Annotated in this window: 15 protein-coding genes; 7 read left to right on the top strand and 8 right to left on the bottom strand. The window is 51.5% G+C overall.

All coding sequences use genetic code 11. The features are described from left to right. The first annotated feature begins 2 nt into the window (after positions 1 to 2). The 4 genes from D4L85_RS20250 to D4L85_RS20235 are packed head-to-tail and all read left to right on the top strand — an operon-like array spanning position 3 to position 4,564. Positions 3 to 839 (top strand): phytoene/squalene synthase family protein, encoded by an 837-nt coding sequence (locus D4L85_RS20250; protein ID WP_119756013.1) that lies wholly within the window; start codon positions 3 to 5, stop codon positions 837 to 839. Beyond that, positions 839 to 1,354, top strand: coding sequence for an isopentenyl-diphosphate Delta-isomerase (gene idi / locus D4L85_RS20245; protein WP_228450955.1), 516 nt, complete (start codon positions 839 to 841; stop codon positions 1,352 to 1,354). The genes D4L85_RS20250 and idi overlap by 1 nt, the downstream gene beginning before the upstream one ends. A gap of 54 nt (positions 1,355 to 1,408) precedes the next feature. After that, entirely contained in the window at positions 1,409 to 3,190 is a 1,782-nt protein-coding gene (locus D4L85_RS20240; RefSeq protein ID WP_119756012.1) for a serine hydrolase, read from the top strand. A 48-nt stretch (positions 3,191 to 3,238) separates the two neighbouring features. Beyond that, positions 3,239 to 4,564, top strand: a complete 1,326-nt coding sequence (locus tag D4L85_RS20235; RefSeq protein ID WP_228450546.1) for a cryptochrome/photolyase family protein — start codon at positions 3,239 to 3,241, stop codon at positions 4,562 to 4,564. Between the two features lies 1 nt (position 4,565). On the opposite strand, the gene D4L85_RS20230 is transcribed toward D4L85_RS20235, so the two are convergent. Genes D4L85_RS20230 through D4L85_RS20220 form a run of 3 tightly spaced genes read right to left on the bottom strand, consistent with a single transcriptional unit; the run spans position 4,566 to position 10,458 of the window. Further along, the gene (locus D4L85_RS20230; protein ID WP_119756011.1) at positions 4,566 to 6,710 is read right to left on the bottom strand and encodes a c-type cytochrome domain-containing protein; all 2,145 of its coding nucleotides are present in this window, start codon (positions 6,708 to 6,710) and stop codon (positions 4,566 to 4,568) included. A 7-nt stretch (positions 6,711 to 6,717) separates the two neighbouring features. Continuing rightward, a complete protein-coding gene (locus D4L85_RS20225; protein WP_119756010.1) occupies positions 6,718 to 8,169 on the bottom strand; it encodes a DUF1501 domain-containing protein in 1,452 nt (483 codons plus the stop codon). A gap of 3 nt (positions 8,170 to 8,172) precedes the next feature. Further along, positions 8,173 to 10,458 carry a DUF1553 domain-containing protein gene (locus D4L85_RS20220; RefSeq protein ID WP_418219834.1) on the bottom strand — a complete coding sequence of 762 codons (2,286 nt, stop codon included), beginning with the start codon at positions 10,456 to 10,458 and terminating at the stop codon, positions 8,173 to 8,175. 319 nt (positions 10,459 to 10,777) lie between these two features. Here D4L85_RS20220 and D4L85_RS20215 point away from each other — a divergent pair, with 319 nt between their 5' ends. Continuing rightward, on the top strand, positions 10,778 to 11,272 hold the full coding sequence (locus tag D4L85_RS20215; protein WP_119756008.1) for a sterol desaturase family protein: 495 nt from the start codon (positions 10,778 to 10,780) through the stop codon (positions 11,270 to 11,272). 3 nt (positions 11,273 to 11,275) lie between these two features. Next, positions 11,276 to 11,995 carry a lycopene cyclase domain-containing protein gene (locus D4L85_RS20210; protein ID WP_119756007.1) on the top strand — a complete coding sequence of 240 codons (720 nt, stop codon included), beginning with the start codon at positions 11,276 to 11,278 and terminating at the stop codon, positions 11,993 to 11,995. Between the two features lie 51 nt (positions 11,996 to 12,046). On the opposite strand, the gene D4L85_RS20205 is transcribed toward D4L85_RS20210, so the two are convergent. From D4L85_RS20205 to D4L85_RS20185, 5 genes are all read right to left on the bottom strand, one after another. Beyond that, on the bottom strand, positions 12,047 to 12,340 hold the full coding sequence (locus tag D4L85_RS20205; RefSeq protein WP_119756006.1) for a hypothetical protein: 294 nt from the start codon (positions 12,338 to 12,340) through the stop codon (positions 12,047 to 12,049). Between the two features lie 159 nt (positions 12,341 to 12,499). Further along, positions 12,500 to 14,914: an ABC transporter permease gene (locus tag D4L85_RS20200; RefSeq protein ID WP_119756005.1), complete on the bottom strand. Its 2,415-nt coding sequence runs from the start codon at positions 14,912 to 14,914 to the stop codon at positions 12,500 to 12,502. 141 nt (positions 14,915 to 15,055) lie between these two features. Then, on the bottom strand, positions 15,056 to 17,428 hold the full coding sequence (locus D4L85_RS20195) for an ABC transporter permease (RefSeq protein WP_160143873.1): 2,373 nt from the start codon (positions 17,426 to 17,428) through the stop codon (positions 15,056 to 15,058). A 599-nt stretch (positions 17,429 to 18,027) separates the two neighbouring features. Beyond that, positions 18,028 to 18,717 (bottom strand): ABC transporter ATP-binding protein, encoded by a 690-nt coding sequence (locus D4L85_RS20190; RefSeq protein WP_073140006.1) that lies wholly within the window; start codon positions 18,715 to 18,717, stop codon positions 18,028 to 18,030. Positions 18,718 to 18,846: 129 nt separating this feature from the next. Then, complete coding sequence (locus tag D4L85_RS20185) at positions 18,847 to 20,094, bottom strand: efflux RND transporter periplasmic adaptor subunit (RefSeq protein ID WP_119756003.1); 1,248 nt, start codon at positions 20,092 to 20,094, stop codon at positions 18,847 to 18,849. Between the two features lie 326 nt (positions 20,095 to 20,420). Here D4L85_RS20185 and D4L85_RS20180 point away from each other — a divergent pair, with 326 nt between their 5' ends. After that, positions 20,421 to 21,803: a sigma-54-dependent transcriptional regulator gene (locus D4L85_RS20180; protein WP_119756002.1), complete on the top strand. Its 1,383-nt coding sequence runs from the start codon at positions 20,421 to 20,423 to the stop codon at positions 21,801 to 21,803. The last annotated feature ends 1 nt before the right edge of the window (position 21,804 follow it).

Below are 21,804 nucleotides of genomic sequence, written 5' to 3'. Positions count from 1 at the left end.
TTATGAAGGAGCTGTTCGACCAGGTTTCGCTTCGCTGCAGCCGCCTCACCACGCAGGCCTACAGCACCTCCTTCTCGCTGGGCATTCGCTGCCTTGCCCGGGAATTGCAAGACCCCATCTATGCCATCTACGGTTTTGTCCGCTTTGCCGACGAGATCGTGGACACCTTTCATGACTTTGATAAGCGCGCATTGCTGGAGCGGTTCAAAGACGACACCTTTCGGGCTGTGCGGGAGAAAATCAGTCTCAATCCCATTCTCAACAGCTTTCAGTTTACGGTGAATGCGTACGGCATAGAAGACGAATTGATCACCCAATTCCTGAAGAGCATGGAAATGGATCTTTACAAGACCACTTACGATGAACAGGCCTACCAGGCGTACATGCTGGGTTCGGCCGAGGTGGTGGGCCTCATGTGCCTGCGCGTGTTCTGCCATGGCAACAAACGAATGTTCCACGACCTGAAGCCCTTTGCCATGCGGCTGGGAGCCGCGTTTCAAAAAGTGAACTTCCTGCGCGACCTCCAGTCGGATTATGCAGCGATGGGCCGCGTCTATTTCCCGGGCGTGGACCTGGAGCACTTCGACGAGCCCTGTAAAAAGCGAATTGAGGACAGTATCCGGAGGGATTTTGATGAAGCCTATGTGGGTATAAAAAAATTGCCACGGTCGGCCCGTTTCGGTGTCTATGTGGCGTATGTATATTACCTTGCGTTGTTTAGAAAAATAAAGAACACGCCGTCACACATTGTTATGCGCAGCCGTATCCGGATACCGAAACCCCAAAAAGCTACCCTCCTTGCCTATTCGTATGTGAAACATCAATTGAATTGGCTCTGATGGAACAGGTGATCCTCGTAGATGAGCGCGACAACGCCGTGGGCACGCTCGAAAAAATGGAAGCCCACCGCAAGGGACTTTTACATCGTGCTTTTTCCATTATCCTGTTCAACACCAAAGGTGAGCTCTTGCTGCAAAAGCGCTCCCCGACCAAATACCACAGCGCAAGCCTCTGGACCAACACCTGCTGCAGCCATCCCCTCCCGGACGAATCCATGGCCGACGCCACACGCCGGCGATTGAAAGAAGAAATGGGCATCGATCTGCAACCGGAGTTTGCCTATAAATTTATTTACCGTGCCGCTCTCGACAACAACCTCGTCGAGCATGAATATGATCATGTCTACGTAGGCACCTTTGATGGCGAGCCCGTGGTGAACAAAGACGAAGTGGAGGAGTGGAAATTTATGAGCCTTGCGTTATTGCGTGAGGCTGTGAAGCAGCATCCCGAGGCATACACTGCCTGGTTCAAGCTCATCCTGAATCATCCGGAGCTGAACAAAATCGCCGCCTGACCTTTCTTTACCAGTGTCAATTTCTTATTTTAGAGAGACCAACCTTCTCCCTCTATGCGACACATTCTATGCCTCCTGATCCTGGCGACGCCAGGCACGATCGCGTTTGGTCAAAACAAAGATCTCGACAAAAAATTAAAAGGATTCGATGCGTACGTTGTCTCCGTCATGCACGACTGGAAGGCGCAGGGCATTTCGGTGGCGATCGTTTATAAAAATAAAGTGGTGTTGTCGAAAGGATATGGTTACCGAAACGCAGAAAGAAAGCTTCCTGTAACGCCGCAAACCCTTTTTGCGATCGGTTCGTGTACAAAGGCTTTTACGGCCGCGGGGCTTTGCCTGCTGGAAGAAGAAGACAAGTTGGCGTTGGATAAACCCGTGAGAGATTATCTGCCGGATTTCAAACTCCAGGACGATTATGTTTCGGCTAATGTCACGCCACGCGATCTTCTTTGCCATCGCTCGGGGTTGCCACGGCACGACATGTTGTGGTATGGCTCGACCTATACCCGCCAAGAGCTCTATGAACGGCTGCGCTACCTGGAACCCAGCAAGCCGTTCCGTTCTACCTATCAATATCAAAACCTGATGTTCATGACGGCCGGTCTGTTGGCGGAAAAGGTCAGCGGACAATCGTGGGAGAATTTCACGCGCGATCGCTTCCTGGTTCCGCTGGAAATGACGTCTACTAACTTTTCCATAAACGACCTGCAACGTGCCACCGATTTTGCTACGGGCTATCGTGAGCAACATGACACGATACGCGTCATGCCTTATATGAACATCGACGCGCTCGGACCGGCAGGTTCCATCAACTCCAGCGCCGATGACATGAGTCACTGGCTGATGGCCCTCATTAACGGTGGCCGCTACAACAACAAAAAGATAATTTCTGAAAACAGCGTCCGGCAGCTTCAAACGCCTACGATGGTCGGCATTGCGCAGGTGCCTGTGCAGTATGACGAGTCGTTTTACAATACCTATGGATTAGGATGGATGATCACCGCCTACCGCGGCCACGTGCGCGTCGACCACGGGGGCAACATCGACGGCTTTTCGGCGAGCACGTGTTTCATGCCCAAAGATTCCATCGGGGTGGTCGTGCTCAGCAACATGAATGCCTCTACCGTACCCGCTATCATTCGCAATAACATACTGGACAGAATGCTGGGGCTCCCGGTCGTGGATTGGAACACGCGCTTTCTAAACGAAAGAAATAAAAACAAAGATCTTCAAGCACGCATCAAAAAAGAAGAGGACGACCAAAATCGTGTGAAGGACACTCATCCGTCGCATCCGCTGACAGCTTTTGTCGGAAAGTTCGAACATCCTGCCTATGGTGTAGTGGAGATCACTTCGGATGGCACTGCGCTGACCGCAGATGTACACGGATTGAAAACTAAACTTGAACATTATCACTACGATATTTTCCGGTCGACGAACGAAAAATATTTCGACGGCGAAAAATTTCAATTTATTACAGGCCTGGACGGTACCATCGACGAAATCCAAGTGCGGCTGGAGCCCGCGGTGAAAGACATTGTCTTCAAACGAAAATGGCAACCGCTCGATGTACCGGCTCCCACACTGGCCAACTATACCGGCGACTATGACTTTGGCGGGAACGTGGCCCGCGTATACATCAAAGAGACTTCCAAACTCTACCTGTTCGTGCCCGGTCAGCCGGAATACGAATTAGCGGCCACCAAACCCAACGAATTCAAGATCAAAATACTGGAAGGTTTCCAGGTGAAGTTTGAAGTCGATGCTTCGGGAAAAGCGCGTGAATTGGTTTCTATTCAACCCAACGGCACGTTCAGGGCGAAGCGCAAATGAAATTTCAAACCACTTCGCCCATTGTCTGTTAGAAGAAAAACGATTTTCGTGAAGGCTACCACATTCGAAGTTCCCGCCACATTGATCACATCGTCCACGACATTGTTTTGGTATCGGAGGGACCTTCGGTTGCAAGATAATGCCGGGTTGTTTCATGCTTTGAAGGAGAATCCGGATGTGCTTCCCGTTTTTGTATTCGATACGGTGATCCTTGACAAACTGGATGACCGCGATGATGCGCGCGTCACGTTCATACACCAGTCACTAGAGATTTTAAAAACGCAATTGGAAGCATTGGGGAGTTCGCTGCTGGTGTTGCATGGCGACCCCGTTACGCTGTATGCAAAGTTCAACCCAAAGGCTGTTTACGCGAATCACGACTACGAGCCCTATGCCCGGGAACGCGACGCGCAAGTCAGCAGTATCTTACAGAAAAAAGGTATTCCCTTTAAAACGTTTAAAGACCAGGTGATCTTCGAAAAGAGCGAAGTTGTTAAGGACGACGGATCGCCTTACACGGTCTTCACGCCCTACAGCCGGAAGTGGAAGGCAACGTTATCACCGCTTCACCTGAAGCAGTATCCCACGGAAAAACACTTTTCGAATTTTCTCAAAACAAAAACGCTTCCTTTCCCCACGCTCGAGCATTTGGGGTTCACACCATCGTTTATTGATTTTCCGGAACGCGTTGTCAAACGAACCATCATTGAGAAATATGATCTTCAACGCGACTTTCCTGCTTTGAGGGGCACGACACGGTTGAGCGTTCATCTGCGCTTTGGGACGGTGAGCATCCGCAAGCTGGCGCAGTTGGGTATGCAAAAAAATACCACCTGGTTGAATGAGCTGATCTGGCGCGAATTTTACCAAATGATCCTCTGGCATTTTCCGCAGGTACAAGAGCATTCGTTCAAGCCCGCCTACGATCGCATCGCCTGGCGCAACGACCCACAAGAGTTTGAAGCCTGGTGCGAAGGCAAAACGGGCTACCCTATCGTGGACGCTGGCATGCGGGAATTGAACGCTACGGGGTTCATGCACAACCGCGTGCGCATGATCACGGCCAGCTTTCTCACCAAACACCTCCTCATTGACTGGCGTTGGGGCGAGGCCTACTTTGCGAAAAAATTATTGGACTACGATCTTGCCGCGAATAACGGCGGCTGGCAGTGGGCCGCGGGATCCGGCTGTGATGCTGCCCCGTATTTTCGTGTCTTCAACCCTCAGTTGCAAACCGAAAAATTCGACAAAGAAATGGCCTACATAAAAAAATGGGTCCCCGAATTCGAATCCGAAAAATATCCCAGACCCATAGTCGACCACGCCTTCGCGCGCGAACGTGTTCTACGCGTATTCAAGAATGCTTTGGGGTAGTTCAATAAAAAAATACTTCGTCGAAGAACACCCAGCCCTTCTCCCCCTTGCTGTCGTGCCACGCGGGAAGTTTCGCCACCGGGTGCGCCACGATCTTGTAGAACGCATAGGGATGGGGTGACAAGGGTATGGTCAGGGCCGCGACCTTGTTGGGATCGTAACCCTTCGGCTGATCTATTTTGATGCGTTGGATCAGTTTGGCATCCTTCTCATCCTTACCCGCCCACACCTCTATACCGGTGGGGGGAAAACTAAATGCACCCAGGTTCCTGGCGTAGCTGAACACCATGCTTTTTGGAAACTCTTTATCAAACCAAAATCCGGCTGCAAACGGTTTGTCTCGATAGGCCAGCCACGACGGCTCTTTCAACACGTCACTCACACCCTTCCGGTGATCCATGAGGCTTGTCACGCCTTCGCCGGGATATTGCGGATCGGGCTCGTTGAAGAATTCCATTTTTACGGGATGAATGCCTTCCACAAATACTGTGGATTCATATACTTCGCTACAAAACCATGTGGCCTTGCAGGCCTGTGCTTTTACTACAAAGGTTTCCGTGGCGGGGAATGGTTCTTTAAACTCCGTGCCTTTCACGCTGTCGGGGACCGTTCCGTCGCGGGTATACCGGATCGTGACGCCGGGCATGGTGTGTTTTAAGGTTACCTTGCCGTTTCGTTTCACCACGCCCTCGTTTTCGAGTGAGGGTTTGCTGAGTCGCAGGATGGTATTGTCGTGGAAGGAATCTTTTATCAGGGTGATCTTCGGATGTTCTTTTTGAAAGGCTTCGATTTCGGCGTCGGTCACGGCGGTGTTCCACAGATACACCGTGTGCAAGGCCGGCGCGTCCAATGCCGGTGCGAGGTCTTTTGCCTTTATGGCCGTTCCCGAAAGGGAAAGGAGCTTCAGATGCTTAAGCGCTTTTAATTCGCCAAGCGTGCTTCCTGTGATGGCCGTGAAGTTCAGGTTCAATTGCTCCAGATTTTTGAAGGTCGCCAGCAGCGGGATCTCTTTGTCGGTTACCGGCATCCGTGAAAGGTTCACCACGACCAATTGATTGGCCGCCGCTTTCAATTCCTCCACCGCTTTTACTTCAAATGCTTTCTTTACAAAAAAATCGGCCTGCAACGCGGGACTGTTTTGATACAGGGGAAACACCGACCGGAATGGCGTATTGAGCTTGGCTACTTTGTCATCGGACAATCCCGGAAAAGTATACAGCACTTGATTTTCCTGGTCTGGCGTGGACGACGCAAAGGCGGTGGTGATGAAAGTGAGTGAGTCGCTCGTTTTGTACTCGGCCAGCTTTTTGTCAAAGTCGGCCCCGGCCTTTATCCATGCTTTGAGGGTGGTGATCTCGAGGGATGTGAGTTGGGGCTTGCCATCGGGAGGCATGTGTTTGTCGTCGCTTAGGGGAAGATAGAACGCCTTGATCATACGGCTCGCCTCGGGATGGCCCTCGGTGAAGGCTGTGCCCTCTTTTCCGCCGGCCTTGAACTTCTCTACCGTGGTCATGATGAGTCCACCCTTGGCCTTCGATTCGTTGTGGCAGGAGAAGCACTTCTTTTCCAGGATCGGTTCCACCGCGAAGTGATAGACGGACGCCGTCTCTACCGTTAACACCGGCTTTTTATCGTGGGTCATCGGGGCCAGCACAAAGTTTTCGCCATGGGTGAGTATGGCACCGGTGTGACCGGCCACTACCAGGGTGACGAAACACACCAGGCCCGCTCCAAAAAATACGGATTGGCGTTTTTTCTGCTGATATAACAAGACGATTAAATAACACAAGAAACTCAACAACACGCCACTCACCTTGTGACGCGTGAGTGCTTCGGCGCCATAGTCGCCCTGAAGGCTCAGAAAAAATCCAAACAGGGCGGTCACGGAAGCCGACAGCGAGGTTAGGATGAGCCCGAAGTTGATGATCACGGGGGCAACGGCCTGATCCAGCCATTTCTCCAGCAAGATCAACGCCACCAAAAAGATCATCATACCGATCGGAATGTGCAACACCAACGGATGCATGCGACCCGCCACCTGCAGCCAGGCCGGGAGTTGTATTTGGTCTTCGAAAAACAACAAAAAAATCAGAAGGACCTGGATACAAAAAATGATATTCAGGATGATGCGCTGTAGTCTCTCCATGAGCGGTTCAAGCCAGTATTCCCGAAACCACCTTACCGGCTACGTCGGTGAGGCGATATCGTCTACCCAAGTGTTTATAGGTGAGTTGTTCATGGTTCAGTCCCATCAAGTGAAGGACGGTGGCATGAAAATCGTTTACGTGCACGGGGTCGCGCACGATGTTGTAACCAAATTCATCGGTCTCTCCATAGACCAGGCCAGGCTTCACACCGCCACCGGCCATCCAGATGGTGTAGGCTCGGGGGTGATGGTCGCGTCCATAGTTCTCCTTGCTCAGCTTGCCCTGGCAATAGTTTGTGCGTCCGAATTCTCCTCCCCAAATCACTAAGGTCTCGTCCAGCAGGCCCCGTTGTTTCAAATCCATCACCAGTGCGGCGGTAGAGCGGTCAACATCTTCGGCTTGCAAGGGCATTTCGCCCACCATGTTGCCGTGCTGATCCCAGCCCTGGTGGTATAATTGCACAAAGCGCACGCCCGACTCGGACAGCTTCCGCGCCAGCAAACAATTGGAGGCGTATGTACCGGGCACGAGGCAGTCGGCACCGTACATCTTGATGATGTGGTCCGGCTCCTGGGTCAGGTCGGAAAGTTCAGGTACCGCGGTTTGCATGCGGTAGGCCATTTCATATTGCTGGATACGCGTTTGTGTTTCCGGATCGCCAAACTCCTGATAGTTCATGCCATTCAGTTCGGCGAGGTTGTCCAGCATTTTGCGGGTGCCGTTGCGGTCTCTTCCCTGGGGATCTTTCAGGTACAACACGCGTTCTTCGCTGCTACTAAATTGAACGCCTTGGTGGATGCTATCTAAAAATCCGTTGGACCACAGCTTCGAGTAAACCCCCTGACCGTTGCCGCGGCCACGGGAAAGCAGGACACAAAAAGCGGGAAGGTTTTTATTCTCACTGCCCAACCCATAGCTCAGCCAGGCGCCCATGCTGGGGCGGTTGCCTTGCTGTGCCCCCGACTGCATGAAAGTCAACGCCGGATCGTGGTTGATGGCTTCGGTGTGCATAGTCTTGATGAAGCAAACGTCGTCGACGATCTTGGCCATGTTGGGGAAGATCTCGCTTACCCATGCGCCGGACTGACCGTATTGCTTGAACGAAAAATGCGAGCCCACCAGGGGAAAGCTGGCTTGCCCCGAGGTCATGCCCGTGAGGCGCTGGCCCATGCGGATGGACGCGGGCAGATCCTGGCCGGCCATTTTATTCAGCAGCGGCTTGTAGTCGAAGCTCTCCAACTGCGAGGGCGCGCCATTTTGAAAAAGATAAATAATGCGTTTGGCCTTGGGGGCGAAATGGGGAAGGCCCGTTAACATCGCCCCTTCGTCGGCGCCGGGTTTGAACAGGTCGGGGATCAGCAACGAGCCCAGTGCCACCGAGCCCAACCCAAGACTCATCTTCCCTAAGAAATGTCTGCGGGTGATGTGGAAGCGTTGCTTTAAAAATTCATTTTCCATACCTCAAACTTTTGTGATGGATTCCTCCAAATTAAAAATCGTGTGCACTACCTGCATCAGGGCCGCCACCGAGGCCACGTCTTTGATCTCTGTCTGCGGGTATTCTCCCACGGCAATAAACTCCTTCGCTTTCTCCGGCGACTGATCAAAGCCTTTCTTCTCTTCTTCGTAATACGTCAACAGCACTTTCAGCTCTTCCGGTTTTGGCGCGCGCGCCACGATGGAACGGAACGCTTCAATGGTCTTTTGTTCAATCGTAGAATTTTTCTGCGCCAATCGCTCGGCAAAGACCCTCGACGATTCCAGCACTACCGGGTCGTTCAACAGTACCAGTGCCTGCAGGGGCGTGTTGGTGCGCATGCGCTTCACTTCACATTGGTCGCGATTGCTGCCATCCATAACCAGCATACTGGGGGGTGGCACGGTGCGCTTGATGAAACAGTACAATCCTCGCCGGTATAATTTGTCGCCGTGATCCTGCACGTATCGCGCCAACACGCCGCGACCGGAGGTAGACGATTCCCAGATCCCTTTCGGTTGATAAGGTTTCACACTCGGGCCGCCGATCTCTTTCACCAACAGACCACTGCTGGCCAACGCCAGGTCGCGAATAACCTCCGCCGACATTTTCACCCGCGAGCTTCGCGCCAGCAAAATATTCTCGGGATCTACCGCCAGTTTCTTCTCCGTCACCACCGACGATTGTTTGTAGGTTGCTGAGGTGACAAATTGTTTGATGAGTCGTTTGATGTCCCATCCATGGTCCATAAAGTCAAGCGCCAGCCAGTCGAGCAATTCGGGGTGGGACGGCATTTCACCTTGCATGCCAAAGTCGCCGGAAGTTTTCACGAGTCCGCGTCCGAAAAATTCCTGCCACATACGGTTTACGAAGACGCGCGCGGTGAGCGGATTATTCTTGTCGGTGAGCCATCGGGCCAAGCCCAAGCGGTTGTTGCCATAGCGCACGGAGTCGAACGGCAGGATGGCTTTGGGCAGACCAACGTATACCCTATCGCCCGGAGCATCGTAAACACCCCGTTTCAGGAGATAGGTTGCCCGTTTTTCCGGTCTGTCGGCCATGATCATGACGGGGACGGTCGCGGTATCTTTTTTATTGATGAAGGTGAGGATCTTCTCCACGTCGGCGGTGGTGATCTTCATGTTCGGGGGATCCGCCAGAGAGGCCAGCGTGATGTCGCCTACCAGTCCTTTTTCGGGTACCTGGTTAAAGAACGAGAACGTGCTGTAATAATCCTTTTGAAGGATGGGATCGTATTTGTGATCATGACACTTCGCGCACTCGAACGTCAGGGCCAGAAAGGCTTTGCCAAAGGTGTTGGTGCGGTCGGTCACATATTCAATGCGGTACTCTTCGTCGATGACACCGCCCTCTTGCGTGATCTTGTGATTGCGATTGAACCCCGTGGCCAGCAGTTGTTCTTTGGTGGGATTCGGCAGAAGATCCCCGGCCAGTTGCCAGGTGATGAATTGATCGTAGGGATAATTGGCGTTGAAGGCATGAATGACCCAATCGCGCCAGGGCCACATGGTGCGGAGACCGTCGTCCTGGTAGCCGTGGGAGTCGGCATAGCGGGCAACGTCCATCCAGTAGGCTGCCATTTTTTCGCCGTATTGAGGTTGCCTCAAAAGCTCGTCGACCACCTTGTCGTAAGCTTCGGGTGAGCTATCCTCTAAAAATTTGTCTTGCATAGCCAGGGTCGGTGGCAGGCCCGTGATGTCGAAGCAGACGCGTTTTAGCAAGCGGGCGGGGTCGGCCTGTTCGTTGGGTTCGATGCCGTTGCTCTCGAGGCGTGCGAGAATAAAATTATCGATCTCATTTTTTGGCCATTCCGCATCGTCCACTTCGGGCACTGGCGTCTTATGGGGTGGAATGAAGGCCCAGTGGGGTTTGTATTTGGCGCCCTGGGCAATCCATTTTTTGATGAGGGCGATTTCCTGTTCGTTGATCTTGAGATTGGACTTTACCGGTGGCATCACTTCCGCCGTATCTGTCGAGACGAGCCGGAGATATACCTCGGAATGCTCGGGATCGCCGGGTATGATGGCGTGACCTTCGGGATTGTCTTTCAACGCGGCCAGGGCGCCCTCCTGTGTATCGAGGCGCAGATGGGCTTTGCGCTGATTGGCGTCGGGGCCATGGCATTTAAAGCACCGGTCGGAAAGGATCGGCCGGATGTGGAGATTGTAATCAACAGAGTCTTTTGAACGCGATGCGGAGAGCTTTTCCCGACAGGAAGAAGTCAGCATGACGATAGCGATGAGGGTCATTGTCGCAACTGAAAACGAAAAGTTTTTCATAGCCTTACAATGCAGTTCCAAGTTCATTTTTTCGGAAGAATTTCAAAACCATTTTGGGCGGAATGTGTAGGGAAATGTATGAAAATTTATCCACTAAAACGTGTGCAGTTTACTCCATCCGTATGGGAACGGACTCGTTGATTTTTTCTCAAAATTCCGTCACATTCGCGAAGTTTCCAGGCGCGCGGAAACTACCGATGAAGTATGCTACGGTATTCCCTTAGGCCTCCGGCCGTTGTTCCAGCCTTTTTGCGGAGCGCTCGCTAAGTGCTATTTTTGACTATCGCCCATGAATCTCCTCACCCTGATATTGTGCTCGCTCATCATTGCCGGCACCTTTCTGTTGTGGGAATTCGTGGCTTGGCTCACCCATAAATATGTGATGCACGGAGTTTTATGGCGCTGGCACAAGTCTCACCACACCGTGCATGGACATGCCCTGGAACGCAACGATCTGTTTGCCCTCGTGTTTAGCTTACCGTGTATCGGCCTGTTCTACTACGCGTCGCAGGTGGTGTTTAACCCCTATTTGCTGGCCGTGGCCACGGGCATTTTCTGTTATGGACTGTTCTACGTGGTCTTCCACGACATCCTGGTGCACCAACGCATCCGGTGGCGGCCGGAAAAAAGAAGCAAATATCTTCAGCGAATCATCCACGCACACTATATTCACCACAGCAAGCATTCCAGGGAGGGCTGCGAAGCGTTTGGATTTTTAATTGCCTCCAAAAAATATGAACCAAAAGACTTCACCTATAAACAAGAACGCCAAGAAACCCAATAGCCTTTGAATTCAAGATACCTATACCTGTCCATCGATATCGTTTCCCTCCTGTTGCCGTTTCTGGTCAGCTTCCTGCCCAAAGCTCCCTTCTACAAGAAATGGAAATACCTGGGCATCGCATTGCTCATTTCAGTGCCTTTCTTTTGTATCTGGGATAGCCTGTTCATCCACCTGGGTGTGTGGGGATTCAACCCTCAATATCTTTGCGGCATCTTCATCGGCAACCTGCCGTTGGAGGAGATCTTGTTTTTTATTTGCATCCCCTACGCGTGTGTATTCACCTACTTCGCCTTGAATCATCTGATCGAGAAAGACTATCTCTTTCCCCACCAGGAGTTGATCTCGAGCGCGCTGATCATCCTGCTGCTCATCGCAGGCATCTTTCACATGGACAAGCTGTATACGGGCGTTACGTTCGTGGTCGTGTCGTTGTTCCTGGCCTACCTGATGCTGAAGATCCGGCCACGGTATATGGGGCGATTCTATTTCGCGTTCGTCGTGATCTTGCTGCCCTTTTTTCTCTTCAACGGTGTGCTTACGGGCTGGCTGCTTCACACGCCGGTGGTGTGGTACAACGACAAGCAGATTCTGGGTTTCCGTCTCGGCACCATCCCGTTTGAAGATTTCCTCTATGGCATGCTGCTCGTGCTCATGAACATCGCAATCATGGAGTGGTTTGAAGATCGCGACTACTACCGCGCAAAGTTCGGGGCAAAAAAATAAGCCCTTTTATCAAAGGGCTTAGTGTGTTTCTCGTGGTTGTCTTTTAGAAGATCAGCTCGCCAACTCCGAGTGCTTTTCCAGCTTTACATGCTTGGAGCTTTTCTTCTTTCCCTTTCCGCTCGCGGCGTCTTCCATGAATTTCTCGGCTTTCTTTTTTTTCTTCTCCTCGCGCTTCATAGCATCGGCGAAAATGATCGCCAGTTTTTTGGCGCTGCGGTGAAGAAGTTTTTTGGCCTTCTTGCTGGATTGCGGAAGCTCCAGGGTATTGAGGGATTGTTGAAGAGAGTCGTTAATGAGGCTTCTCAGAGCCTTTTTGGACGATTTTGGGGTCTTCGCTTTTTCCATAAAACTTGTGGTTGATTCACTAAGGTATCAAATGTTAGTCGAATGTGAATACATTAACAAAAACTTAACATTAGAACAAAAAAGGCTGCGAATTTCCATAAAAAAGGCGCTTTTCTTAAAAAAAGCGCCCCTTTTTGTCAGATTTCTTTCGACCTGACCCTATTCATACCGGAGCGATTCCACGGGGTTTGAACGGGCCGCTTTTATGGATTGGTAGCTCACCGTCAGCCAAGCCACCAGGATGGCTCCCAGCCCGCTCAGGATCACCACCATGGGATCTACGGGAATGCGGTAGGTAAAGCTTTGCAGCCACTGGTTGCTCACATACCACCCGCCAATGGCGGCCGGCACAAACGCAATCAGCACCAGTTTGGTGAACTCCTTCGACAACAAAACGGTGAGGCTGAACACGGTTGCCCCCATCGCTTTACGGATGCCGATTTCCTTGGTGCGTTGTTCCGAGGTGAATGCGGCCAGCGCAAACAATCCAAGGGAAGCAATGAAGATGGCCAATCCCGAGAAAATGCTGAAGAGGTTGCCCATGCGCTGCTCGGCGCGGAACAACTCGTCAAAGTTTTCGTCCAGGAACGTGTATTCGAACGGCTCGTTGGTGGAGTGTTCCTTCCAAAGTTTTTCAACCGTGGCCACCAATGCCTTGGGGCTGCCTTCGTAGCGGATCATGAGGTTGTTGGCATCTTTGGTGAGGCGGATAGAAATGGGGCGCACGTCGGTTTTGAACGATTCGAAGTTGAAATTCTTCACCACGCCGATCACTCGGAGGTGAGTGGTCGTGGTGCCGTCGCCATCGCCATTGTATAATATTTCTTCTCCGATGGGCTGATCAAAACCAAATTCGCGCACGGCGGCTTCGTTGAGGACGATGGCCGTCGAGTCGTTGGGAAATTCGCGGGAGAAATAACGTCCTTCCTTCATTTCAAACCGGATCACATCCTGTTGATCCTGGTCGGCAAAGTAAACCCCCATGATGTGGTCTTGTTCGGAGCCGGCCGATTTGAAGATGGTGGTGCTGTTAACGCCCGGAAATGTATTGGTGGTGTAGCTGAGCTTCACGATGCCGGTTTGTTGGGCCAGCGCGTTTTTAAAAGCTTCTTTATTGGTACCTAACCGGCTTGTGCTGCTCAGGATCAGAATGTTGTTTTTGTCGATGCCCAGGTTCTTCTCCTGCATGTATTGAATCTGTTGATAGACCACCAACGTGAAAATGATCAGGAAGATGGACAGTGCAAACTGGCAAATCACCAGGAAGCTTCTCACCCCCTTGGTCTTCATACCGGCGCGCACTTTTCCTTTCAGTACTTCCACCGCATTGAACGAGGTGAGATAGAAAGCGGGATAGCTACCGGCCACCAGCCCCACAAACACAATGAGCCCTGCAATGCCCAAGAGCAACTGCGGACTCGCCAAAACACGCATGTTCATGAGCTTGCCCGATAGCAAGTTGAACGACGGCAACAGGAAATAACAAGCGCCCAAGGCCAGCACAACGGCGACGAGGCTATACAACATGGACTCCGCCAGGAACTGACCGATCATCTGGCCGCGTTGGGAGCCCAAGGTCTTGCGCAGGCCAACTTCCTTGGCCCTTCCCGCCGAGCGTGCGGTCGACAAGTTCATAAAGTTGATACAGGCGATGAAGATGATGAAAGCGCCGATGCCGCCAAAGAAATAGATGTAGGTCACATTACCGCCCGCTTCCAGTGAATCCTGGGCAGTGGCACGCAAATGTATGTCCGTGATCTTGGTGCTGAAATAACCGAAGGCGCCGCCGCTGGCTTTCATCTGCGCCAGTGTGGTGCCCATGAATTTTTCCAATTCGGGACCGATGTATTTCTCCACCAGGTGCTCATACTTTTTGTTGACGGCCTCGATCTTGGCGTTGGGCTGGAGCATGAAGTAGCTGTACATGAAATTGTTAAGCCAGATGCCCGTTTTCAAGTCCTTGTTCGATTCGCTCGACAACAGGATGTTGAATCCGAAGTGGGAGTTCGATGGTGGGTTTTCGGCGATACCCGTCACTTTGAAGGCGGTCTTGTCGTCGCCAATGGCCAGGATTTTTCCGACAGCCGGCTCGTTGCCAAAGTACTTCTTAACCATCTCCTCGGTGAGCACCACGGTGTTGGGTTCTTTCAGCACATTCTTGATGTCGCCTTCCTTCAGGCGGAAGCTGAAGAACTCAAAGAAATTGGAGTCGGCATAGAAAACCTTTTCCTCCGTAAACACTTTGTCTTCGTATTTCACGGGCGGACGTCCAAAGCGGGGCGTTATGCGTGTGGCTGCCTGCACTTCGGGGATCTCGGCCACCATGGCCGCGGCGATCGGCGGGCAGGTGTTTGACGTGCGGATGTCCTGGCCACCAAGTTTTCCGTGAAGGCCCACCTGGTAGATGCGGTCGGCGTTGGCATGGAAAGTATCGTAGCTCAACTCATCGGTGATGTACAGAATGATGAGCAAGCATGCGGCAATACCCGTGGTCATGCCCAGGATGTTGATGGCGGAAAAGAATTTGTGCTTCAGGATATTCCTGACGGCAACTTTGAAATAGTTTTTAAACATATGCGCTTGGGAGAAGATTTCTAGGGTTAAACACGCAAGAGAAAAATTCCGGTACAGTACTTGAGACGATATTCAGAATGAAGATGTTACAGCGCTCCGGGGATTTCTGTAACATCTTCCTGTAGTCTTGATTTGATTTGATCACTCCACCCGCAATGTATTCACCGGGTTCATGGTCGCGGCGCCCAACACTTTGTAGCCGATAGCCGCTGCCGAAATGAAGAACAAAATGAACACCGAAACGGCCACGGTGACACCCGACATGGGGAGATAGTAATCCCAGATGCTGTCCATGAGCCAATCCACGGCATAGTAGCTCAACCACGATCCGAGCGCCGAGGCGATGACCAGGATGATCACGAATTCCGTATTGATGATGCGCGTGATGTTGGACACGGATGCGCCCAACACTTTGCGGATGCCGATCTCCTTCATTTTCTTGATGATGTTCAACGACACCAGGGTATACAAGCCCGTGCCCGACAGCATCAGGGCCACGATGCCCAGGAAGGCAAACATCTTCACAATGTTGTCGTTCACCTGGCGGGCTTCTACGGTCATCTCGTCTATAAAGCGTCCGTTGTAGATCCGGTTGGGGAACACTTGTTTCCACTGGGCTTCCATGGCTTTGTTGATAGAAACCATTTTATCCATCGGACCACTCACGATCACATGGGTGTATTGCTCGGGGCCGATGTAGCGGAGCATCAACGGGTCCATTTTATCCCACAGGCCGTTCGTGTAGATATCTTTCACCACGCCGATCACATATAACTTGACGGTGTCCATCCAGAGGATCTCTTTGCCCAGGGGTTTGTCCCAGCCGAAATCCTTTGCCAGTTTTTCGGTGACGATGATGGATTCTTTTTTGTCGCTTTCAGAATCTTTAATAAAGTCGCGGCCTTCCACCAGGTGCATGCTCATGGTGTTCAAGTAGCCGTCGCCCACTTCAATGATGTCGGTCTCCATTTGTTTGGATTCGTACTTGATCGGGTCGTTATATCCGGAAGAGAAAATACTGTGCTTGGAACCCGCGACGGAAACGATGTCCTTATTTTGTTGAATCGCGTTGCGATAGGTATCGAACTCGCCCTGGTTGCTCACGTAGGCGATGATGACACTCTTCTCATTGAATCCCAGGTCGAAGTTGGATTGATACCTGGAGTTGGCATAGAAGGCGATGGCGAAGATGATGGCGGTGAGGGAGATGGCGTATTGAAGGGCCAGCAGTGTGCGGGTGAAATAATTTGTGCCCCCAAACTTCATCTGGCCTTTTAAAATGCTGACGGGCTCGAAATTGCTGATGTAAAAAGCCGGGTAGCTGCCGGCCACCAGGCCTGTGAAAAACAATACAGCCACCAGGAAAATCAAAAATGAAGGATTGTCGAGGTAATGGGACGTGAGCTTCATCTCCGTCCACAAGGCATTCCATGACAACAATAACACCTCACCCAAAAACAAGCCGACGATCAATGCAACAAAGCAAATGAACATCGTTTCGCCGATGAATTGAACGATGAGCTGGACGCGCACGCTGCCCATCACTTTGCGGATGCCGATCTCCTTCAGTCTTCGCGAAGAAATGGCAATCGCGGTGTTGGTCATGTTGAAACAGGCGATGAGCAGGATCAACACGGCCATCACGATGGGGCTGATCACCGCGGCCTTTGGGCTGGAAGGGTGCAATCTCGACCACGTGTCCATGTTTTCGTCGCGTTGCGCCATGCCCACGAAGGGATCGAGTAAAAATTCTTTGATGACAAAATCCTCGCGGACCTTGTTGTTATTTTCCACGAACGTCTGAAGCTGCTTTTGCACGACCGGCACACGGCTGGCGTCGTCGATCTGTACGAACAGCATGTCGCGGTTCTTCCAGTCGTTTTCGGTGACCTCCTTCACGTCGTCGAAGAAGTTATCGAAGTGTGTGTAGGAGTCCTCGGCGAAGCTGGAACCGGCGGGTTGCTTTTTAAACACCCCTCCTACTTCCTTTTCCTTCAGAATGGCACCGTCTACCTGGGTGAGCATTTTGCCTACCACGTCGGTAGAGCCAAACAGTTTGATGGCCATCTCGTCGCTGAGCACCACCTTGGATTTATCTTTCAGGGCCGCGGGACTGCCGTTGATAAATTCAAATGTAAACATGTCGAAGATATCGGGATCGGCATAGGCCAGGCCGGCGCGAAAAATATTGTCTTCTACTTTAAAATCGGAATACGACCACCAGAGGCGCATGACGTGTTTCACATCCGGTATGTTTTGGCGGATGGCAGCGCCCAGCGGGATCGGGGCATGGCCGTAGAGCGTCGTTTGTTTTTCAAACTCACGGATGGAGCTTACACGGTAGATCGTGGGTGCATTGACGTGATGCGTGTTGAAACGCGCATCGAACTCCCAGTTAAAATAAGCCACAATGCAGCAGGCAATCGCGATGCCCATCCCAAAAACGTTGATGAAGATGAACAGTTTGTTCTTCATCATGTTGCGAATCGTGATGCGTAAAAAGTTTTGGATCATGCGGGGTTTTATTAGGTCGACAATAAGACTACAATCGTGCGTCACAGGTTGCACCCCTATGTCCAAGAAATATGCCATGACCTGATTCGTTCAAAAAACGATCGTTTTAACGATTGCCGACCGATCGATGTACGGAAGTGTACAGTGGTATGTCCGGCTTCAAAAATTAAGGGCGTACATAGCCCAGCCTTTTATCGCAAGACATCCCGTAACGCGGGTCAGGGCCTGGAAGCCGAGTCGGTTTACAAATCCCGGCAAGGAAAAAAAGAATTGTCCCCTGGGGCAAAACAAAATTGCCCGCCCGGACAACTTCTTACAGCAGCACCGGACCATAAGTATCAGCAGCACCGGACCATAAGTATCAGCAGCACCGGACCGTAAGTATCAGCAGCACCGGACCGTAAATAACGGCAGCCCGGACTATAGATAACAGCAGCCTCGGACCGCAGGTCAAGGCTGGACTGGCAACTGACATAGCTTCTAAAAGTGCTCTAAATAGAAGAGGCCGACTAAAAAGTCGGCCTCCGGTATGTTGCTTAGAGGAAGGCAGCTTCTTCTGACCGCCACAATCGCGTGGCTGCCTTCTTTGGTATGATCGCTTAGATATGGAATTGCTCCTTGATGTTCTCCGTTACCACCTTACCGTCGAACAGGTTGATGATGCGGTGAGCATAGTTGGCATCGTAGGGCGAGTGGGTTACCATCACGATGGTGGTTCCTTCCTCGTTCAATTGCGAAAGGAGCTTCATCACTTCTTCGCCGTTGGCAGAGTCCAGGTTACCGGTAGGTTCATCGGCCAGGATCACTTTAGGTTTCGCTACGATGGCACGGGAAATGGCCACACGTTGTTGCTGACCACCCGACAGTTGTTGCGGGAAGTGGTTGCGGCGGTGCATGATGTTCATGCGCTCCAGCACTTCTTCTACGCGTTGTTTTCTTTCGGACGCAGGCACCTTCATGTAGAGCAAGGGCAGCTCAACGTTTTCGAATACGGTGAGTTCGTCGATGAGGTTAAAGCTTTGGAACACGAAGCCGATGGAGCCTTTGCGCAATTGGGCACGCTGACGTTCGGAGTACTTGGCCACTTCGTGTTCGCCGAAGTGATACTCGCCGCCGGACGGATTGTCCAGCAAACCAAGGATGTTCAACAGCGTGGATTTACCGCAACCGGAGGGACCCATAATGGCCACAAACTCACCTTCCTTTATATCAAGGTTGATATTGTTGAGGGCGGTGGTTTCTACTTCTTCAGTCGTGTAGACTTTTTCAAGGTTCTTAAGTTTGATCATGGCTGGTTATTTTCAGATGGATGGTTAATACTCGTTTTTGGTTTGACTAATTACTTCTTTTTATCACAAAGGTTACTTCGTTAGACTACAAATTGCCTTCAGTTGTTACCGTATTGTCTTGAATTGTTGTCAATTCAGCATCAATACTTCATTGTTGCCAAAGTTCTCGTACGACGAGGTGATCACCTTATCGCCCGGTTTCAGGCCTTCCAGTACTTCGAAGTTCTCGGTATTTTTCCGTCCCAGTTTCACATCGCGGCGTACCGCTTTGTTTTCGCCATCCAACACAAATACCCAGTTTCCGCCGGTATCTTTATAAAATCCGCCCACAGGCAACAACAGCTCTTCCGACGACTGGCCCAATTCTATCCGCAATCTGAGGGACTGACCGCGGCGAATTCCGGGGGGCACATCCCCTACAAAATCCATGTCCACATCGAACCTTCCGTTTATGATGGTCGGATAAATATACATGATTTGCAGGGCATAATCCTTATTGTTAAACGTTGTCGTGGCGTGCAACCCGGTCGTGATGCGGGGTAAATACAATTCATCAATAGGCACTTTCACTTTATAGCTCCCCACCACGTCCACTTGTCCGAGGCGCTGGCCGGGGTTCACGTTCTGGCCGGCATCGAGCTGCGGGCGGGAAAGCTGACCATCCAGCGGGGCGCGGATAACGAGGTTATCCAGGATCTTTCCCATGCCGTCGAGGCTTTGGGTCATCTTCATTTCGGAAAAGTTCATTTGCGCCATCTGACGCTTCCGATCCAGGGAATCGATCCGGTACACTTCGTACGTGATCTTTTTATTCTGGAGGTTGTATTTATAGTCCGCCTCGGTCTTTTCAAATTCCTGTTTAGAGATCAGTTTCTTTTCAAAAAGTTGCTTCTGACGCAAGTATTGCGGACCCAAAATTTGCAACTGGCTCTCAATGAGGGCCAACGTTTGCCGCTGCTGCAAGTCGTTCTGGTTAAGCTGCAGGCGGGTTTCGCGCACGCGGTTGATACTTTCGTTCAGGTTTGCTTCCTGCGTTAAGACTGTAATTTCGCGGTTAAGGTTGCTTAGCTCTAAAATAACATCACCGGCTTTCAGCATGGAACCACTTTCAGCCACCACGCGCTTGATCGTTCCGCCTTCCACCGCATCAAGATAAACCGTGCGGGCCGGCTCGATGACACCGGTTTGCGGGATGAATTCCTGGAATACACCACGCTTCACGTCGGAGATGGTGATCTTGTCTTTTTCGATCTTGAGTTTCGACCGCCGGTCGGCAAAAATAAACTGATAGCCAATGAATATTACGAAAAGAGCAATGCCGCTGTAGGTGGCTATTCGTTTCACTGTCCAGATCTTCTTCTTGATTTGCTTGTCCATTCTATCGCTTTAAAAATTTCAGGTTTACCGTGAACGCATGCGGCGGCAGTAAAAATGCGCATGTCCGCTCCACGTCATGCTACCTCCAATGCCAACAAGTGTGCCAACCGCGGGAAGTGCATTTTTAGCCCTGATTTCCGTGTTCTGAACCGTCATTTCTCGTTCACATGTGAACGTAACTGTCCGGTTCCGAACGAATAAACGGTCTAAAAGGGCTATTTTTGATGAAATTAGCCAGAAATATGTTTCGGTATGGCCTTTGCCCATTAGCGGACAGCCGTGTTTGTTAATGATACAGTTTTTACGAGCCTAACCAACCAATTTGAATGGAACAGAAACAAGGAAAAATCCTCATTGTAGACGATAACGAAGATCTTCTGAAAGCCGCCAAGATGCACCTCAAACGGCATTTTGCCCAGGTCGATGTCGAAAAGAACCCCGAGGCCTTGCCCGCCCTCATGAACAACGAGGATTACGATGTGATCCTGCTGGACATGAACTTCACCAAAGACGTGAGCAGCGGCAGCGAAGGCTACTATTGGCTGGAGCGCATCCTGCAGCAAGATCCGTCGGCGGTAGTCGTGCTCATCACCGCCTATGGCGACATTCAAATGGCCGTAAAAGCCATTAAGGCCGGCGCCACCGACTTTGTGCTCAAACCCTGGGAAAACGAAAAACTACAGGCCACCCTCTATTCGGCCATGCGCCTCCGCGAGTCGCGCGACGTCATCGAAACCCTCAAGATCAAAAACCAGGAGATCAACCAGGTGCTCAACGACCGCTACAGCGAGATCATTGGTCAAAGCGCCGCCATGCAAAAGATCTTCCAGACCATCGACCGCGTGGCCAAAACCGACGCCAACGTGCTCATCCTGGGCGAGAACGGCACGGGGAAAGAGCTGATCGCCCGCGCCATCCACCGGAATTCCGCACGCAAGAACGAGAACTTTGCCAGTGTCGATCTGGGCTCCATCACGGAGACCCTATTCGAAAGCGAGCTTTTCGGACATAAGAAAGGATCGTTCACCGACGCCAAAGAAGACCGCCCCGGACGTTTCGAATTGGCCAACAACGGCACCTTGTTCCTGGACGAGATCGGCAACCTGTCCATGCCCCTGCAAGCCAAGCTGCTCACCGTGTTGCAAAACCGGAAAGTGAGCCGCGTGGGGTCCAACAAGGATACACCGATCGACATCCGGCTGATCTGCGCTACCAACATGCCGCTGTATGACATGGTGAAGGAGAATCGTTTCCGGCAGGATTTGCTGTATCGGATCAACACTATCGAGATTGAAATTCCCGCTCTACGCGAGCGCTTTGAAGATATTCCTTTGCTGGCCAATCACTTTTTGAAACACTATGCCGCCAAATATGACAAGCCGGTGACGAAGATCAGCGAAGGCGCGATGTCGCGCATGCACAAGCATCCCTGGCCGGGGAACATTCGCGAGTTGCAGCACGCTATTGAGCGGGCGATCATTTTGAGCAGCAGCAATGTGTTGCAGCCAGAGGATTTCAATTTCACTACGGCATCGTCTACGAAGGAGGATGGGCAGCTGAGCTTGGAGCAATACAATCTTGAAGAGGTGGAGAAGCTGCTTATTCGGAAGGTCCTGAAGAAGTACAACGGGAACATTACGCAGGCGGCTTCGGAGTTGGGACTCACCCGGTCGTCGTTGTATCGCCGGTTGGAAAAGTATGGCTTGTAAG

The organism is Chryseolinea soli, assembly GCF_003589925.1.
In the GTDB taxonomy this organism is placed as follows: domain Bacteria; phylum Bacteroidota; class Bacteroidia; order Cytophagales; family Cyclobacteriaceae; genus Chryseolinea; species Chryseolinea soli.
This window is presented reverse-complemented; position numbering and strand designations above follow the sequence as displayed.

What these genes read in the sequence shown, in the direction of transcription:
- D4L85_RS20250 (WP_119756013.1), top strand. Translation starts at nt 3, where the DNA reads ATGAAGGAGCTGTTCGACCAGGTTTCGCTTCGCTGCAGCCGCCTCACC.
- idi (WP_228450955.1), top strand. Translation starts at nt 839, where the DNA reads ATGGAACAGGTGATCCTCGTAGATGAGCGCGACAACGCCGTGGGCACG.
- D4L85_RS20240 (WP_119756012.1), top strand. Translation starts at nt 1,409, where the DNA reads ATGCGACACATTCTATGCCTCCTGATCCTGGCGACGCCAGGCACGATC.
- D4L85_RS20230 (WP_119756011.1), bottom strand. Translation starts at nt 6,710, where the DNA reads ATGGAGAGACTACAGCGCATCATCCTGAATATCATTTTTTGTATCCAG.
- D4L85_RS20225 (WP_119756010.1), bottom strand. Translation starts at nt 8,169, where the DNA reads ATGGAAAATGAATTTTTAAAGCAACGCTTCCACATCACCCGCAGACAT.
- D4L85_RS20220 (WP_418219834.1), bottom strand. Translation starts at nt 10,458, where the DNA reads ATGACCCTCATCGCTATCGTCATGCTGACTTCTTCCTGTCGGGAAAAG.
- D4L85_RS20215 (WP_119756008.1), top strand. Translation starts at nt 10,778, where the DNA reads ATGAATCTCCTCACCCTGATATTGTGCTCGCTCATCATTGCCGGCACC.
- D4L85_RS20205 (WP_119756006.1), bottom strand. Translation starts at nt 12,340, where the DNA reads ATGGAAAAAGCGAAGACCCCAAAATCGTCCAAAAAGGCTCTGAGAAGC.
- D4L85_RS20200 (WP_119756005.1), bottom strand. Translation starts at nt 14,914, where the DNA reads ATGTTTAAAAACTATTTCAAAGTTGCCGTCAGGAATATCCTGAAGCAC.
- D4L85_RS20195 (WP_160143873.1), bottom strand. Translation starts at nt 17,428, where the DNA reads ATGATCCAAAACTTTTTACGCATCACGATTCGCAACATGATGAAGAAC.
- D4L85_RS20190 (WP_073140006.1), bottom strand. Translation starts at nt 18,717, where the DNA reads ATGATCAAACTTAAGAACCTTGAAAAAGTCTACACGACTGAAGAAGTA.
- D4L85_RS20185 (WP_119756003.1), bottom strand. Translation starts at nt 20,094, where the DNA reads ATGGACAAGCAAATCAAGAAGAAGATCTGGACAGTGAAACGAATAGCC.
- D4L85_RS20180 (WP_119756002.1), top strand. Translation starts at nt 20,421, where the DNA reads ATGGAACAGAAACAAGGAAAAATCCTCATTGTAGACGATAACGAAGAT.